The sequence below is a fragment of the Streptomyces sp. CRN 30 genome, assembly GCF_034105845.1.
Genome location: NZ_JAVRHI010000278.1, coordinates 19,839 through 34,880, shown reverse-complemented (window position 1 = coordinate 34,880; position 15,042 = coordinate 19,839). Strand labels below are relative to the sequence as shown.

The window sequence follows — 15,042 nt, the reverse complement described above, 5'->3', positions numbered from 1 at the left end:
ACCGTCAGCCCCGTTGCCGCCCGAGCCCGATCAAGAGAGGCGATCCGCCCCTACAGCACCGGCAGGTTCTTCCGCAGCTCGAACGCGGTCACCTCGGAGCGGTACTCCTCCCACTCCTGCCGCTTGTTGCGGAGGAAGTGTTGCGGCCCGGAAGCGACCTCATGCGATCGGCTCATCTGCAGGCACGACCGCTGACCAAGCGGCCGTCGTTGGTCGTTGTTGGCCGCTGCAAGTCCTCCTCCGACGGCCCACAGACGGCCCGGCGACCGCTTCGTCCCGAAGCAACGTAGGCAGACGTCTGAGCTTGGGCAGTTGTGCCTGTCACCTGCTGCGACAGTCCGCAGACGTCCGCGCTCGTTCACCGCTGTTCACTGGCGTTGTCACGCAGTTGAGTACTCGCCGCGCCCTCGATGCGAACTACGGGCAGTGAGATTGCTGAAGTCTCTCGACCTGGTCACGGGGTGCTTAGCGGCCGAGGATGGCCACCTGAGGTTTCTACGGTTGCTATACGTCCGTGCTGTACCGCAGGCGCTATCCTCCGTGATTCGCACAGCAGAGTTCCTGCGATCTGTGAGCTAGTCCCGTACTCGGCGCCGTTGCGGGACAGCCCTAGGTGCTTGACATCTATTCTACACTGATACCTGAAAGATCAGTCCACGGGAAGATTGTCTGCTCGCAGGATTTGACTTCCGAGACTGCATCTTCGGTCATTCCGTGCGCAATGGCGAAATTGGCGCCGTCCAATACCGCGCCGGAAAGCCTGACGCCATCGATCTCAGCTTCAGGAAACTTGGAGCGACTCAAGTCGGAATACTCAAGGTATGTATCCGTAAGCTTCGTTCGCATAAGATATGCGTCCCTCATTTTAGCGCCAGGAAGAAACGCCTGTCCAAGGTGCGACTCTGAGAGGTTAACGTGATTCAGATTCGCTTCTTCGTGTTCGATCATCCTAAGGTCACAGCGCTGTAGGTCGATCACTGGATCGCTGTGATTAACACTGCGGCGAGCAAGCACATCGAAAGCGGCTCGTGCCGCTTCCGGCACAGGGCTCTTACGGCCTTCGATGTAACCGCTGTCCCCGTCCGGCAGTTCCGGAGCGGGCGACTTGCTGCGGACAAAGCTCGCTAGAGTCTCGACGATAGCAGGCCTATCATAGGCTGAATCCTTCATGATTCGCTCTAGTGCATATATCCCGCCAAGCTGTCGAGCTTCACTCTCGTCGGCAAGCATCTCAATCGCCTTGGCGAAGCGCTCTGTGTACTGAGCCGAGCGGCTTAGTTGGTAATTCTGATAAGTGAAAAGGATTCCTACGAGTGCTGCCGCCCCAACGCCGATTGCCGCTACAGCGGTCCTGAAGCCGTTCACAGCCGCCCCTGCGCCAGGTGTCAGAGTGCGAAGCCTGTCACCATCTACAATCCATGGGCCCCAAAGCAACAGTGCAATCCATGCCGATGTCGCGAGAAGTAGGAAGATCGCGGCGGCGATTCTTTTACCCATTTGCTTATTCAAGCTTTCCCCCTTACCTGTTCCGCTAAGTATACGAACCGAGATGCCCGCTTCCACGGTAGTCAACGTAGGTCGGCGTAGCGACTCTGGCCGGAGGCTGCTTTGGCGCGATTGATCATGGCCCCTTACGCTGGCCTGCTGATCGGGCAGGCATGTGGACCTGCCCATTAGTGCCCGATGTGCGCCATAATCTTCGAGGCTCGCCGAAGTGGCTGGCTATAGTCGCGAGGTGACCGCCCCAGCCACGGGGCCTCGACCACGGTAGCGAGGTAGCCCGAGGGGAACCGTCGCCGCGATCCGGCCTTTTTGGTAACACAAAGCGTCTGTGGCCTGCCTTGCGGCAATCCCCTGCCCCATGGCACGGTGCTGGGTTTCTGGCCGCTGAGTGGTGGCGACGCACGGACGCCGCCGCGCGTGCGCGGCCCCTCGATCTTTGATCGATCTCGACTTTAGCCCGGGTCTGGTGGTTTGAATGGGGGCGTTTCGCGCTCCTGTGCTTTGAGGTCCTACGGCGGTTAAAGCGTCTTCCCTCCAAGGCCGGACCGCGGCGGCGGTTCCTCGCGGGCCTTCCCTGTGTCACCGGGCCATGAGCCCCAGGCAGAGGATAGTCGGCGCTCGCGACTGAGGTCGGTCGGCCGCGAACGAAGCGAGCCTTGATAGGCGTGGGGGAGGTTGTACCGCAGCGGCACCCTGTTCCATGGTCACAGGGTGCTCATCGACGACGCATGGCCCACAGAACACACGAGCCCCTATGATCCTCGCTGGGTCAGAGGTAGGGGGGTAAGGCCCGTGGATGTCTTGGGGCAGCTCGTCACGATCGCTGCTGTGCTGTTGGGCGGGCTGGCGACGCACTTCACCAATCATCGGATGGAGCGTCAGCGGACGCAGTACACGATGCTGACACGGTGGGATGAGCGGAAGCTCGATGCGTACGCCGAGTACGTCGACCGCGTCCGCACCTCTATCTACGCGTCCGTAGCGCTCTACGAGGTACGCCATGGGATGCGGGTCGAGGAGAAGACCGAGCAGGAGCTGGCGCTTGTGCTGGCGGATACGGTGGTCCACCGTGGCCGTGCGTTCGAGCGGGTGATGCTGCTTGCTGAGGATGGTGTCGTTGGGGCTGCGCACGAACTCGGTGACGCGGTCCACGCGATCGACTGGCGAGCGCGGGGCCTGACAGACGGCACACTGGAGGAGTGGCGTGCGCTGCACCGGACGGTGTTCCAGGCGATCAACAAGTTCCATGAGGCCGCGAGGAACGACCTAGGAGTCCGCGGCGCCTTCCAGGCGGAGGAGCACAGTGCGCGAGGTCTCGTGCTCCCACCCGCCCGTCCGCAGTCGGGCGACTGATCACTCGCCCTCGAAGCGCCATCCCGTGCATTCCGCCAGGATCTCCGCACGTGCACCGATGACTGCCATGCGAGCGGACCGCTCGCCCTCATGCACGTGTGCTGCCTGGCTGGTCACCTGTCCCGGCCATTTCCTGTAGAGGAGCCCCGTTTCCGCGTTGAACCATCCGCGGGCGACAGCATTGAGCGCGAGCAGAAGCCCGGTGTCCTCCGAGGCCGGGAGCGCCATCCATCCGCCGATGGCCATGAGGAGGTCTTTCCGCACGCACAGCGTGGCGGGATGGACCTGGGCGCGGTAGTCGTGTGCTTTCCAGTGTTCGAGGACGGCTCCACGCTCGATGGGGCCGGCCGGTGGGTCCTGGTCGAAGCCCACCGTCGAACCGTCCGGCAAGAGGTCGAGGACACGGGACGTGGTCCATCCGATTTCGACGTGTGAGAGGGCAGCGATGTCGCGTGCGAGGGTGCCCGGTGTGAGCATGTCGTCGGCATCGAGCACCTTGACGTACCGACCGCGAGCACGCGCCAGACCTACCGTTCGCGCCATGGCCGCTCGGCCGGCGCGCCCCTGCCCGAAGCTCACTCGTTCGTCATCGGGCACGTAGGGAGCGACGGCGTCCGTCTCGCCGTCCTCCTGGATGACCCACTGCCACTCCCAACCGGCCGGCATCTCCTGCTCGGTGAGTGACTTGTACGCGTCCGGCAGGTACTCAGCGCCGGGTGCGTGCACGGCCGTGATGACGGTGATGGTCTCGGTCATGCGTCACCACCTGGCCAAAGGAGTGGTGAACTCCAGCACGGTGCGATCTCCTGGCAGCGTCACGTCGGCCACCTCCACGACACGGCCGTCCGTGTCGATACTCGTCTTCCGCAGAACCATGACGGCGACCCCCGCGGTCAGTTCCAGCTCTTCGCCTTCCTCAAACGTCGGGGGGCGGGCTGTCACACGCTCGACGACACGGTCCACCTCGATGCCCACGGTATGGAGCTGATTGTGAGTACCGCCGGGCCACGGCTCTTTGCCGGGGTCGAGTAGGTCCGGGTTGGCCGCCGCCGTCTCGTAGATCAACCGGGACCGGCTGATGTTGAACGGCGAGTCCTCTTCGCGGTACCGAGTGCGGTAGACGCGTTCGAGGAGACGTGTGCCGACCGGCACGCCGAAGGCTTCGGCCAAGTCCTCATCTGCTTGGATCTCTGCGAACTCGGCACTGAAGACCAGGTCAGAGATGGTCAGACCCGTGTCTCGCTCGGTGGCCCCCGTCTGCTTCCGCTCTTCGAGCGTCTGCCGGGCACGGTCTTTCTCCCACTGGTGGCGCTCGTTGGTCCTCGCTACGGGACGGCGAGCCTTGCGGACCACGTTGCCGCGGCCGTGCTGCTTCTCGATCAGTCCTTCTGCCTGCAACACGCCGAGCGCCTGGCGCACGGTCGGCAGGCTCTTGCGGAAGTCCTCCACAAGCTTGGTCTCGGCCGGCAGACGCTCGCCCGGACCCCACTCACCTGCGCGGATGCGCTGCCTGAGGTCGTCAGCGATGCGCTCATACGCCTTGGCCATTCGGTTTCCACCGTCCCTTGGTTGGGGTGCATTCACAGGATAGGTCCTCAAGAGGAGTTGACGACTCAACGACGGTCCGTCATAGTCGTGACAGCTCCTAAGGAGGAGTTGAGGACAGGAAGTCCTGTAGTGCTTTCTGCCCTGTTTTGCCTGCACTTAAAGGGCCCCTTCGGGGGTCATGAGGCCCCGCGTACGCGGGGGCGAGGGACCCGGACCCCTTGGCAGTCCGGAGGGCTTAGACCGAAAGGTCACGTCTCCATACGCCTGCAACGGGAGCCCGTGTTCCCCAAGGAGACAGCGACACATCTTCAACCTCTGCGCAGCGCTTCGCTGCGGCCGGTTGCCTCCGCTGCTCGTCTCGCACGAGCAGCGTGAGGGGAGCCGGATGTTCCGACTTCAACGGCGCGCCCCCGGTGCTGGAACACCGGGGGCGCTGTTCGGGCCGTTCACCCTTCGAGAGGAACACGACCCAATGGAACACATCGTCACTGTTCAGGACGCTGTTACCGCGTTCGCCGACTACATCGAGCCGACGGCCGCTGAGCTGGACGCAATCGAGCGGGAGATGCCCGTGATCCTCGCGGACGTCGACCTGTTGGACGCGCACATCGCCACCCTGGACCGCGTCCCGTCCGAGCTGGACGAGCGGCGTATCCGCCGGGCCCGGCACCGGGCGCTGGCCGCCCGCGTCGCCCTGGTCAACCGCACCGCCGCCACGGGCCTGACGGGGGGTGCCGCGTGAGCGCCACCGACCAGAACCGGAACCTGATGACCGCGCACGCCGAGGTGAAGACGGAGATCACGCGGACCGACACCAAGACCGGCCTGCTGCTGGCGTTCGTCGGCGCGGTCCTCGCTGGCACGTGGACGGTCGCCAAGGACGCGCCCCTGACGCTGCCCGCCATGGTGGCGGGCGGTCTCGGTATGGCGCTGCTGGTCGGCGCGGCCGGGATGCTACTGCGCTCGACCCGCCCAAACCTGCGCGGCCGGCACGGCTTCCCGCTGTGGGCCACGCTCACCGCCGAGGAAATCCACGACGCCATCGGCGGGGACCTGGCCGCCGATATCGCGGGTCTGTCGCGGCTCGCGGTGGTCAAGTTCACCTGCCTGCGCCGCGCGGTCGACCTCACCTGCGCGGGCGGGGCGCTGCTCATCCTCGCCGCGCTGATCACGGTGGGGGGTGCGCTGTGACGTTGGAGAATCTTGCGGTGCCGCTGCGGGTGTTGCGGCTGCTGGCCGTGGACTTCCCGCACCTGCCCGCCCCCGCCGTGGACGTCTCCCCCATCTTCCCGGAGCGGCTGCGGCTGTCCTTCCACGACACCTCGTGCGAGAGCCTGGCGGCGTTCGAGCAGTGGCGCACCGCGCTGGGGATCGCGGTGGACGCGGTCGACTACCGCACGCAGAGCGAGGGCCGCACCCGCGTCCTCGCGGCCGAAGGCGAGTTTGCCGGTGCGGAGATCGTGCTGACCGCGTACGCCGACCGTGCCGGGCGGATGGGGGGTGTGCTGTGAAGGCAAAGACCGCACTTCCGGCCGTCGCAATGACGGCCGTGTCCATGGTCCTCACCCTGGCCGTGGTCGTCATGTGGCTGGGCACCGTGATGCCGTGGCCGGTCGCCCTGGTCGTCGGCTTGGGTATCGACGGCGGATGGCTGGCCACCCTCGCCTACGAACGCCGCCTCGCCGCGCAGGGCGACCACAGCAACGCCGTGACCGCCGTCGGCTGGTCCTTCGGCCTCATCGCGACCGGCGTCCTGGTCGCCCACGCGGTCACCGCCGACCACTCCGCCGGCGCGTGGCTCGCGGTCGCGTGGCTGCCGATCGCGGCCAAGGCGCTGTGGCTGGTGCATGGCATGTGGGAGCGGACCGCGCTCACCCCGTCCGCGCTCGACTCGATCCGGGGCATCCAGCAGGAGGCGCGGGATGAGGCGGCCGTGGCCCGCGCCCGGCTGCGTGCCGAAGCGGCCACGGAGGAGACGCGGCTGACGGCCGTGACGCAGGCCGGTGCGCGCGTCGCACGCGTCCAGGCCAAGACCGCCGCCACCCTCTCTAGGGCCTGGTCGACGCTGGCGACGGCGCGGGACGGGGAGGACACCGGCAGGGCGCTGACCAGCGTGACGACCCCCGTCACACCCGGCGTCACACCCCGCTGGGAACTCCCGGTGTGGGGCCCCACCGAGCCGGTCAGTGTCCCCGCGTTGGAGGCGGCGCCCGTCCTCACCGATGCGGAGCTTGACGCGCTGGTCGACCACATCCGGCACAGCCAGACGCCCGCCCTGTCGTACCGGGAGATGGCCGCCCGGTTCCGCGCGGCCGGTCACTCCGCCTCCGAGGTCCGCCTGCGGGCGGCGTGGAAGCGCGTGGCGTAATGGGCGCGCTGCCGGTGTACCGGTGGCGGCTCGCCCCGGACGGCTACGCCACCCGCCGCCAACTCCGCGCTCGCGGTCTGCGGCCCGGCGGGCAGGACGTGGCCGCGCAGCTCGAACGGCCGCGCCGCCGACGGCCGCCGCTGGTCGCCTACCTGTACCGGGTCGACCTGGCCAAGCCGGTCCGCCCCATGACCGACGCGCGGCGGGCGGCCCTGGCCAAGGCCAACCGCGCCCGCCGCACCTGCCCGCAGTGCCACGCCGATGCGGGCTACGTCATCCCCACCTCGCTCGGCACCTGCGTGCCGTGCGCCTACCCCGAAGGAGTCTGCGATGGAATCGCTGCCTGATGTGCCCCGGGTCGTCCAGCTCCCGGACGGCACGTACACCTACACCGCCGACCACCGACCGGCCGCGCCGCCGTACGGCGGGCCGCAGGTCGTTCACCAGCACGTGCACCAGGCGCCGCCGGACCGCACCGTGCAGCGCGTGGCGCTCGGTACCGGGGTCGGGGCCGGTGCGGTGGCCGCCGGGGTGTACTTCGGGCCGCTGCTGGTCGGGGTACTCACCGCGATGGCCGCCAACCTCGCCCTCCTCGCCCTCATCGCCGCCGCGTGCGCATGGGGTGTCGTGACGGTGGTCCGGTCGGTCGGGGGTGAGGACGGCAAGCGCGCCGCCGACACCGTCCGCCGCGCCCGCCGCCGGCGCTGACGGTTCCCCGCGGCCCCGAACCCTCACCCGGGTTCGGGGCCGTCGGGAGCCGGACAGTCCGGCCCGGAAGCGGGAGACAGCCGTGAGCAGCAGCAGTGAGCGCCTCAGCCTGACCGCGGGCGAGAAGGCCAGGGTCGCCTGGTACGTCGCCCGGATGGCCAAGCGCGGGCTCGCCGACGACCGCCAGAGCGGCGGGCGGATCGATCAGAGCGACCTTCAGCGGAAGGTCGAGCGGATCGAGGAGCAGGCCCGTAAGCGCGCCGAGCGCGCCAGGAACGGCAAGTAGCCACGCCCCGGGGGCGGTCGTCCCGGCCAAGGAAACAAGGCCGCCCCCGGGCCCCTTCACCACCCATCTGAGCAGCAGGGAGTACCCAGCATGACGGAGCACGCGACGGGCCCGCACCTGCGCCCCGTGCCTGACATGACCCCCGACGATGACGCCCCGGTCGCCGCGCCGGTGGCGGTCGACAATCCGGCGCTGCCGGATCCGAAGGTGCGGATCGAGAAGCGCAAGCCGGTCCTCGCCTCCTGGCTGACCAACCGGCGCGACCTCACCGCCACCGCCCGCCACACCAGTGCGAACGTCGGCTACGCCGCCCTCTACCACGGGGTGCGCATCCCCGTGTACGCCGGACGCCTCGCCCTCATGTCCCCGCGGGGGACGTGCCGGTTCGTGGCCGCGACGAACCGGTGGGTGTGGGACCGCGAAGCCGCACCCCTGCGCGCGTTCGCGGTCCGCACCGAGGACGTGGAGGAGTACATGCGCCTGTCCCGCCTGCGGGCCGGACGTATCCGGCTGCGCGGCCTGGTCACCCTGGTCGCCACCGTGTTCGGCGTCGGCTTCGCCCTCTACCTCTACGTCCTCGCCCCCGCCTACCTCTACGCGTTCGCCACCGGCGGCGTGCTGCTGCTCGGCCTGGGCGGACAGCAGCCGGACGCCCCGGTCGTCGGCCCGGCGGTGCTGAAGACCGAGGTGCAGAAGCTCACCGGCTCCATCGTGCTGCGCGGCCTGGACTCGATCGGCAACGCAAAGATCACGGCCGCGATCAAGAAGGGCGGGGACATGAACGGCCTGCGGTTCGTCTCCGAGATCGTCCGGGACGGGCCCGGCTACCGCGCCGACCTCGATCTCCCGTACGGGGTGACGCCGGAGGACATCATGGAGGCCCGCAAGCCGCTCGCCTCCGGCCTGCGCCGCAAGACCGGCTGCGTCTGGCCCGCCCCCGACCCCGAACAGCACGAAGGACGCCTGGTGCTGTGGGTGGGGGACAAGCCGATGAACGAGACCACCAAGCCCGCCTGGCCGCTGGCCAAGACCGGGACGGTGGACCTGTTCAAGCCGGTCGTCTTCGGCAACGACCAGCGCATGCGTGACGTCGCCGTCACCCTCATGTTCGCCTCGGTCGTGGTCGGCTCGATCCCGCGTATGGGCAAGACGTTCCTGATGCGGCTGCTGCTGCTCATCGCCGCTCTCGACCCGCGCGCGCAGGTCTACGCGTTCGACTTCAAGGGCACCGGCGACTTCGGCGCGCTGGAGCCGGTCTGCCACCGCTACCGCGCCGGCGAGGAGGACGACGACATCGACTACGTCGTCCAGTCGCTGCGGGAGCTGAAGGAGGAACTGCGCCGCCGGGCCAAGGTCATCAAGTCGCTGCCCCGCTCCCGCTGCCCGGAATCGAAGGTCACGCCCGAGCTGGCGAGTGACAAGAGTCTGGGGCTGCATCCGATCGTGGCCGGGTTCGACGAGTGCCAGGTGCCCTTCGAGCACGAGGAGCACGGCAAGGAGATCGAGGCCATCTGCACCGACCTCACCAAGCGCGGTCCGGCGCTCGGCATCGTGGCCATGTTCGGCACCCAGCGCCCCGACGCCAAATCGCTGCCTACCGGCATCTCCGCCAACGCCGTGCTCCGGTTCTGCCTGAAGGTGATGGGGCAACCCGCCAACGACATGGTGCTGGGCACCTCGATGTACAAGTCCGGCTACCGGGCCACCATGTTCTCCCGCTCCGACCGCGGCATCTGCTGGATGGCCGGCGAGGGCGACGACCCCCGCATCGTCGCCTCCGCGTTCGTCGACGCCGTCGCTGCCGAACGCATCGTGTCCCGCGCCCGGCAGGCGCGCGAGGAGTACGGCAACGTCACCGGCCATGCGGTCGGCAAGGGCCCGGAGAACACCGGGACCGGGTCGGACATCCTCGCCGACGTCCTGGACGTCATCGCCGACGACGAGAAGGCCGTGTGGTGCGAGCGCATCGCCGCCCGCCTCACCGCGGCCCACCCCGACACCTACGCCGGATGGGCGGGGGAGAACGTCACCGCCGCGCTCAAACCCTGGGGCATCAAGCCGGGCCAGGTGTGGGGCACCACCGACGACGGGGACGGCGCCAACCGGCGCGGCATCAAGCGCGCCGACATCACCGCCGCCATCACCCGCCGTAACGCCGATCGAGCCGCCGCCTGACCCCAGCACGAGTGCTAGACCTAGCGGCCGCCACCGCTAGGTCTAGCAGCCCTACTAGCGCCCCATGTGGCCGCTGGCCAGCGCACTAGCGTCTAGCGGCCTGCCTGCGGAAACATCCCGAAACCGCCCTGAGAAGGGAAGTGAGCCCCCGTGGCTCTCGCTAGCCTCGCCCTCCTGCTCCTCCTTGCTGGTTACGCAGCGTTGTGCGCTGTGCAGCCGTTCGCCCGGTGCCGCACGTGCTCCGGGACCGGCGTCCGGCCCGCCCGCCGCACGGTCAAGCTGTGCCGCCGCTGCCACGGACACCGCTACCTGCTCCGCACCGGCCGCCGCCTCCTCAGCACCGGCCGCGACGTCCACCGCGCCGGCACCCGACCCCACTTCCATCACCGCAACCCCGACCGGGAGCCCCCATGGCTGTGACCGTCTCGCTCGTCTTCCTTTTCGGACTCGTCCTCTTCTTCCTGCTGCGCAACCACAGCCTCAGTGCCGGTGCCGCGTTCACCGCCGTGATGTTCGGCTTCTTCCTCGCCTCCACCGGCGCCTCCGAACCCATCAACGACCTCACCACCGCCGTTGTAAACGCCATCCCCACCCCCTGAAAACAACCCAAGGGCGGCCCCCTCTCGCCAAAGAACCGGGGCCGCCCTTGCTCGCCAGCACCCCTACGAGGAACTGGAGCCCTCCAGCATGACCCAACTCAGCCACGTCCGGCGAGTGGCGCTGCAGCAGGCTGCCGCTGGACTGCCCGTCCTGCCGCTGCGGCGCGGCAAGCTGCCGTTCGGCAACTGTCCCGCCTGCGCGGACAACGCCTGCGGCGGACGCCCGACCATGAAGACCGCCGGACCGTGCCGGTGCCCCGGCGTCTGCCACGCGTGGGCCGCCGCCACCACCAACCCGGCGGTCATCGGCTCCCCCGCGTGGGCGCCCGCATGGCGTGAGGCTGTGGCCGTGGCCTACCACCCCGGCGGCGCCGGGCTCACCGTCGTAGACCTCGACAACGCGGCGGCCGTCGCCTGGGCCCGCGAGCAGCTGCCCACTACGCGGATCGTGCCGACGACGCGCGGTGAGCACTGGATCTACCGGGGCACCATGACCTCGCGCAACGCGGTCCGCCCCGGCGTCGACGTCAAGTCGTCCATGTCGTACGTCCGCTGGCGGGGTGCCGGCACCGGCCGTATGACCACCCTGCCGCATGCCGTTCGCGCGCTGACCGTGACGGAACCGTCCGGGATCCGGCCGACGCCGCAGGCCATCGCCGTGCCCACACGGGCCGCGAACGGGGAGTGCCGCCACCGCACGCCCGCCTACCTGGAACGCGGCATCGCCATGGCCGAACAGCGCATCACCGAGGCCCGCAGCTCGGTGCACGCCACGGTCTACCGCACGTTCCTCGCCGTGCTGTCGACGCACGGCCGGTGCGGCTGCCTCACCGACGTCCACATCACGCGCCTGTTCACCGCCGCGCAGGCCAAGGGCGAATCCCCGCGGCACTGCACCGACGCGTGGACCAACGCCCGCACCCGGTTGGGACTGTGACCATGGCCGACGACGACAAGACTCCCGCCCGCGACGTCATCGCCGACTACGCGCAAGCCCACTTCCGGTACTTCCGCACCGCCGACGGCACCGTGTACGCGCAGAAGAACGGCCACCCCGTGGCCCGTCCGATCCGCTCGCAGGGCACCACCGGAAGCCACCGGCAGGAACTCATGGTCGGCCTGTTCAACGACGGACTGGGCGTGTTCAACGGCACCGCCCTGAAGGAGGCACTCGACTTGATCGAAGCACTCGCGCTGAGCCAGGACGTACAGCCCGTGCACATCCGCGTCGCCCCCGGACTCGACGGCGCGACCTGGCTGGACCTGGGCCGTGACGACGGACAGTCCGTCCGCATCCACCCCACCGGCTGGGACATCCGCACCCCCGATCCACGAGAGGTGTGCTGGCGGCGCACCCAGCTCACCGGGGAGCTGCCCCTGCCGGTCAAGGACACCGACGGCAAGGGCATCGATCTTCTGCTGCGGCTGTGCAACTTCGCCAACGCCGAGACCGAGTGCCTGGCCATCGCCTGGCTCATCGGCTGCCTGGGGCCGTCGGTGCCCGTCCCCGCCCCGTTCCTCACCGGCCCCCAGGGCGCGGGCAAGTCCACCGGCGGGCGGATGCTCGTGCGGATCATCGAAGGTATGAGCGGGGACCTGCGCCGGGCCCCGAAGGACGAAGAGAACCTGATCGCGGCCGTGGCCGCCGGATGGGTCACCGCCCTGGACAACCTCTCGCACCTCGGCCCGGACCTCTCCGACGCGATGTGCTGCATCGTCACCGGCGCGGAAACCGTCAAACGCGCCCTCTACACCGACGGCGACGTGGTCCGCGCCCGCTACCGCCGCCCGCTGCTGCTCACCGGTATCGACGTCGGTGTCATCCGCCCCGACCTCGCCGAACGCCTCCTCCCGCTGCGCCTGGAACGCCCCCGCACTCGGCGCACCGAAGCGGAGCTGTGGGCGGACTACGAGGAGGCGCTACCCGTTATCCTCGGCTCCCTCCTGGACCTCACCGTGCAGGTGCGCGCGGCGGACGCGGACATCCCCACCGACCTGCGCATGGCCGACTTCGCCCACCTGTGCGCCCAGCTCGACGCCGCCACCGGTCTCGGGGCTCTCAACGCCTACCGGGCCAGCCTGGACGACCTCAACGACGACGTCATCGAGGGCGACCTCCTGGCACAGACCGTGCTCAAGCACGCCGCCGGCATCGAGCCGGGCACCGAGCAGCGGATGACGTCCGCCGAGTGGCTGCACCACCTCACCGGCCTCTACAGCGGCGAGGACTGCCGTCCCCTGCCCAAAGGCTGGCCGACCACCGGCAAGGTGCTCTCGGACCGCCTCAAGCGCCTTCAGCCCACCCTCGCCGCCCGGGGCGTCCTTATCGACTGGGGTCGCACCAAGACCGCCCGCTACATCGAGATGACCCGGCCCGCGGCCCTGGCGCCCCCGCACGAGCAGGCACCGGCGTTCTGACCGGCGTCACCGCCTGTACAAGCAAGAGGAGCACCCCGGCATGGCGTGCTCCTCTTGTTGTTCGGCGGCGGCGCCGCCCTGCGAGGGTCGCGCCGCGAAGCGGCTCCCCATTCACGCTCTGAGCCGCGCACTGCAACAGACACCCCCCTCTCTTGTCCGAAGGAAAGAGACGCTGCGTCACCTGCGTCACCCACGGCCGGTAAACGGCCGTGACCTGCCCAGAGAGCGGTGACGCAGACGGACGGTGGCTGCGTCACCCCGCGTCACCTGCGTCACCCGGTGACGAGAGCCTGCGTCACCGATGACGCACCCGCGGGACCTCTGCGTCACTCGTCACCGCAGGTCAGACGTGCGAATGACGCAGATGACGCGGTGACGCAGGAATTCCCACCTCGGACACACGCGGCATGTTCCTCGCCTGGAGTTCCTATGGCACAGCTGAAGGACCCTGACCCCCGCGCCACGCTTCGGGGCGGTCTCCCCGATCGGTACCTCACCCCGGACGACATCGCCGAAATCTTCGAGGTGCCCAAGGAAACCGTCTACCAGTGGCGTAAGAAGCGCACCGGCCCGCCCGGCTTCCGCATCGGCAAGCACCTCCGCTACGACCCCACCGACGTGCACGCCTACGTGACCGAGCGCAAGACCGCCGGCCGAGACGCCGCCTAACCGAACAACCACCCAAGCAGCAGGGAGAGCCGCACACAGCGGCTCTCCCTGCTGCTTGTCCAGAGAGGACCGCCGCCGCATGGCAGGCCACATCCAAGACCGCTGGTACAAGACCGAAGTCGGTGCCGACGGCAAGACTCGCCGCGTACGGTCGGACCGCTTCGGTTCGGGCATGCGGTACCGCGCTCGCTACATCGGGCCGGACGGTACCGAGAAAAGCAAGTCCTTCCCCGAGGGGAAGAAGCGACTGGCTGATCAGTGGCTCGCCCAGATCGAGGCCGACATGTCGCGCGGCCAATACATCGACCCCACCGCTGGCCGCGTGACATTCCGGCAGTACGCCGAGAAGTGGTTGGCCACGCAAACCACCGCCATGACCACCCGAGAGTCGGTCGAATCAGCGATCCGCGGGCATGCGCTTCCCTACATCGGGCCGCGCCCTCTCGGTTCGTTCAAGCCGGAGCACATCCGCGATTGGCTGAGCAAGCTCGAGCTGGCCGTACCCGCATCGTCGTACCGGCGCGTGATCTACAACAACGTCTCGACCATCCTCAACGCGGCTGTCGATGACGGCCACCTCGCCAAGAACCCGTGTCACGCGCAATCCGTCCGTCCCCCAGCCGCCGGCGTCGGGCGCATCGTGCCGTGGAGCGCTGAGCGCACCTTTGCCGTGCGGGCAGCACTTCCGGAGCGCTTCCGCGCGGCCGTCGATCTCGGGGGCGGGTGCGGCCTCCGCCAAGGGGAAATCTTTGGGCTGCCCGTCGATGAGATCGGATTCGACTCGGGATGGCTGCACGTCGCCTGTCAGGTGAAAGTGACCAGGGGCCATCTCGTCTTTGCCCCGCCGAAGCGGAACAAAGAGCGCGACGTGCCGTTGCCCGACCGTGTCGCGCAGGTCCTCAAGCACCACATGGACACGTTCCCCCCGGTCTCGGTCACCCTGCCGTGGCTGCGGCCCGACGGGCCCCCCGTCACAAAACGGCTGCTGTTCAGTCGGCTCGACGGCGCGGGTGCGGTCCGGCGGACGGACTTCAACACCCGCGCGTGGAAGCCCGCGCTCGTCGCGGCCGGCGTCATCCCCGAGCCCAAGCCCGGCGAGCGTCACCAGGCCGCCCGCGAGCACGGCATGCACGCCCTGCGGCACTTCTACGCGTCCGTGCTGCTGGACGCGGGCGAGAACATCAAGGCGCTGAGCAACTACCTCGGTCACAACGATCCGGGGTTCACGCTGCGGGTGTACACGCACCTGATGCCGAGCAGCGACGCTCGGGCCCGGAAAGCCGTGGACGGGCTCTACGAGGGGACCGTTCCGGCGCCAGACGGCCCAGAGACGGCCCAGGAGCGATGAGACGCCGCGGGGCCGACGGTTCGCCACCGTCGGCCCCGCTGGTCATCCGAGCGGTACAGCCGCTCTG

Annotated in this window: 18 protein-coding genes and 1 pseudogene; 15 read left to right on the top strand and 4 right to left on the bottom strand. The window is 68.7% G+C overall.

Annotated elements, in window-relative coordinates; genetic code table 11:
- Window positions 1–50 precede the first annotated feature (50 nt).
- Both UW392_RS29660 and UW392_RS29655 read right to left on the bottom strand, forming a co-directional pair.
- A pseudogene (locus UW392_RS29660) lies at window positions 51–137 on the bottom strand (glutamine synthetase); the annotation flags it as partial.
- A gap of 487 nt (window positions 138–624) precedes the next feature.
- Entirely contained in the window at window positions 625–1,563 is a 939-nt protein-coding gene (locus UW392_RS29655; protein WP_320778223.1) for a pentapeptide repeat-containing protein, read from the bottom strand.
- 651 nt (window positions 1,564–2,214) lie between these two features.
- Here UW392_RS29655 and UW392_RS29650 point away from each other — a divergent pair.
- Window positions 2,215–2,856 carry a hypothetical protein gene (locus UW392_RS29650; protein WP_320778222.1) on the top strand — a complete coding sequence of 214 codons (642 nt, stop codon included), beginning with the start codon at window positions 2,215–2,217 and terminating at the stop codon, window positions 2,854–2,856.
- Here UW392_RS29650 and UW392_RS29645 read toward each other — a convergent pair whose 3' ends face one another.
- Entirely contained in the window at window positions 2,857–3,612 is a 756-nt protein-coding gene (locus UW392_RS29645; RefSeq protein WP_320778221.1) for a glycosyltransferase family 2 protein, read from the bottom strand.
- A gap of 3 nt (window positions 3,613–3,615) precedes the next feature.
- Window positions 3,616–4,404 carry a GntR family transcriptional regulator gene (locus tag UW392_RS29640; RefSeq protein ID WP_320778220.1) on the bottom strand — a complete coding sequence of 263 codons (789 nt, stop codon included), beginning with the start codon at window positions 4,402–4,404 and terminating at the stop codon, window positions 3,616–3,618.
- Window positions 4,405–4,876: 472 nt separating this feature from the next.
- Here UW392_RS29640 and UW392_RS29635 point away from each other — a divergent pair, with 472 nt between their 5' ends.
- The 14 genes from UW392_RS29635 to UW392_RS29570 all read left to right on the top strand — a co-directional run bounded on the left by UW392_RS29635 (window position 4,877) and on the right by UW392_RS29570 (window position 14,975).
- Window positions 4,877–5,146, top strand: coding sequence for a DUF6284 family protein (locus tag UW392_RS29635; protein ID WP_320778219.1), 270 nt, complete (start codon window positions 4,877–4,879; stop codon window positions 5,144–5,146).
- Window positions 5,143–5,595, top strand: a complete 453-nt coding sequence (locus UW392_RS29630; protein WP_320778218.1) for a Pycsar system effector family protein — start codon at window positions 5,143–5,145, stop codon at window positions 5,593–5,595. Before UW392_RS29635 ends, UW392_RS29630 begins: the two co-directional genes overlap by 4 nt.
- Window positions 5,592–5,915: a hypothetical protein gene (locus UW392_RS29625; RefSeq protein WP_320778217.1), complete on the top strand. Its 324-nt coding sequence runs from the start codon at window positions 5,592–5,594 to the stop codon at window positions 5,913–5,915. The genes UW392_RS29630 and UW392_RS29625 overlap by 4 nt, the downstream gene beginning before the upstream one ends.
- A complete protein-coding gene (locus UW392_RS29620) occupies window positions 5,912–6,772 on the top strand; it encodes a protein spdB (protein WP_320778216.1) in 861 nt (286 codons plus the stop codon). Before UW392_RS29625 ends, UW392_RS29620 begins: the two co-directional genes overlap by 4 nt.
- Window positions 6,772–7,119 (top strand): RRQRL motif-containing zinc-binding protein, encoded by a 348-nt coding sequence (locus UW392_RS29615; protein WP_320778215.1) that lies wholly within the window; start codon window positions 6,772–6,774, stop codon window positions 7,117–7,119. The genes UW392_RS29620 and UW392_RS29615 overlap by 1 nt, the downstream gene beginning before the upstream one ends.
- Window positions 7,103–7,480 carry a DUF6251 family protein gene (locus tag UW392_RS29610; RefSeq protein WP_320778214.1) on the top strand — a complete coding sequence of 126 codons (378 nt, stop codon included), beginning with the start codon at window positions 7,103–7,105 and terminating at the stop codon, window positions 7,478–7,480. The genes UW392_RS29615 and UW392_RS29610 overlap by 17 nt, the downstream gene beginning before the upstream one ends.
- A gap of 82 nt (window positions 7,481–7,562) precedes the next feature.
- On the top strand, window positions 7,563–7,766 hold the full coding sequence (locus UW392_RS29605) for a DUF6257 family protein (protein WP_320778213.1): 204 nt from the start codon (window positions 7,563–7,565) through the stop codon (window positions 7,764–7,766).
- Window positions 7,767–7,856: 90 nt separating this feature from the next.
- Complete coding sequence (locus tag UW392_RS29600) at window positions 7,857–9,941, top strand: cell division protein FtsK (protein ID WP_320778212.1); 2,085 nt, start codon at window positions 7,857–7,859, stop codon at window positions 9,939–9,941.
- Window positions 9,942–10,091: 150 nt separating this feature from the next.
- Complete coding sequence (locus tag UW392_RS29595) at window positions 10,092–10,361, top strand: hypothetical protein (protein WP_320778211.1); 270 nt, start codon at window positions 10,092–10,094, stop codon at window positions 10,359–10,361.
- Entirely contained in the window at window positions 10,352–10,540 is a 189-nt protein-coding gene (locus tag UW392_RS29590) for a hypothetical protein (RefSeq protein ID WP_320778210.1), read from the top strand. The genes UW392_RS29595 and UW392_RS29590 overlap by 10 nt, the downstream gene beginning before the upstream one ends.
- Before the next feature lie 88 nt (window positions 10,541–10,628).
- A complete protein-coding gene (locus UW392_RS29585; RefSeq protein WP_320778209.1) occupies window positions 10,629–11,477 on the top strand; it encodes a bifunctional DNA primase/polymerase in 849 nt (282 codons plus the stop codon).
- Between the two features lie 2 nt (window positions 11,478–11,479).
- Window positions 11,480–12,958: an ATP-binding protein gene (locus tag UW392_RS29580; RefSeq protein WP_320778208.1), complete on the top strand. Its 1,479-nt coding sequence runs from the start codon at window positions 11,480–11,482 to the stop codon at window positions 12,956–12,958.
- Window positions 12,959–13,387: 429 nt separating this feature from the next.
- Window positions 13,388–13,627 (top strand): helix-turn-helix domain-containing protein, encoded by a 240-nt coding sequence (locus UW392_RS29575; RefSeq protein ID WP_320778207.1) that lies wholly within the window; start codon window positions 13,388–13,390, stop codon window positions 13,625–13,627.
- 79 nt (window positions 13,628–13,706) lie between these two features.
- Window positions 13,707–14,975: a site-specific integrase gene (locus tag UW392_RS29570; RefSeq protein ID WP_320778206.1), complete on the top strand. Its 1,269-nt coding sequence runs from the start codon at window positions 13,707–13,709 to the stop codon at window positions 14,973–14,975.
- Window positions 14,976–15,042: the final 67 nt, after the last annotated feature.

Bases quoted from the DNA above. Each gene is read 5' to 3' on its own strand.
- UW392_RS29645 (WP_320778221.1), bottom strand. From the start codon at position 3,612: ATGACCGAGACCATCACCGTCATCACGGCCGTGCACGCACCCGGCGCT.
- UW392_RS29640 (WP_320778220.1), bottom strand. From the start codon at position 4,404: ATGGCCAAGGCGTATGAGCGCATCGCTGACGACCTCAGGCAGCGCATC.
- UW392_RS29635 (WP_320778219.1), top strand. From the start codon at position 4,877: ATGGAACACATCGTCACTGTTCAGGACGCTGTTACCGCGTTCGCCGAC.
- UW392_RS29615 (WP_320778215.1), top strand. From the start codon at position 6,772: ATGGGCGCGCTGCCGGTGTACCGGTGGCGGCTCGCCCCGGACGGCTAC.
- UW392_RS29610 (WP_320778214.1), top strand. From the start codon at position 7,103: ATGGAATCGCTGCCTGATGTGCCCCGGGTCGTCCAGCTCCCGGACGGC.
- UW392_RS29600 (WP_320778212.1), top strand. From the start codon at position 7,857: ATGACGGAGCACGCGACGGGCCCGCACCTGCGCCCCGTGCCTGACATG.
- UW392_RS29590 (WP_320778210.1), top strand. From the start codon at position 10,352: ATGGCTGTGACCGTCTCGCTCGTCTTCCTTTTCGGACTCGTCCTCTTC.
- UW392_RS29585 (WP_320778209.1), top strand. From the start codon at position 10,629: ATGACCCAACTCAGCCACGTCCGGCGAGTGGCGCTGCAGCAGGCTGCC.
- UW392_RS29580 (WP_320778208.1), top strand. From the start codon at position 11,480: ATGGCCGACGACGACAAGACTCCCGCCCGCGACGTCATCGCCGACTAC.
- UW392_RS29575 (WP_320778207.1), top strand. From the start codon at position 13,388: ATGGCACAGCTGAAGGACCCTGACCCCCGCGCCACGCTTCGGGGCGGT.
- UW392_RS29570 (WP_320778206.1), top strand. From the start codon at position 13,707: ATGGCAGGCCACATCCAAGACCGCTGGTACAAGACCGAAGTCGGTGCC.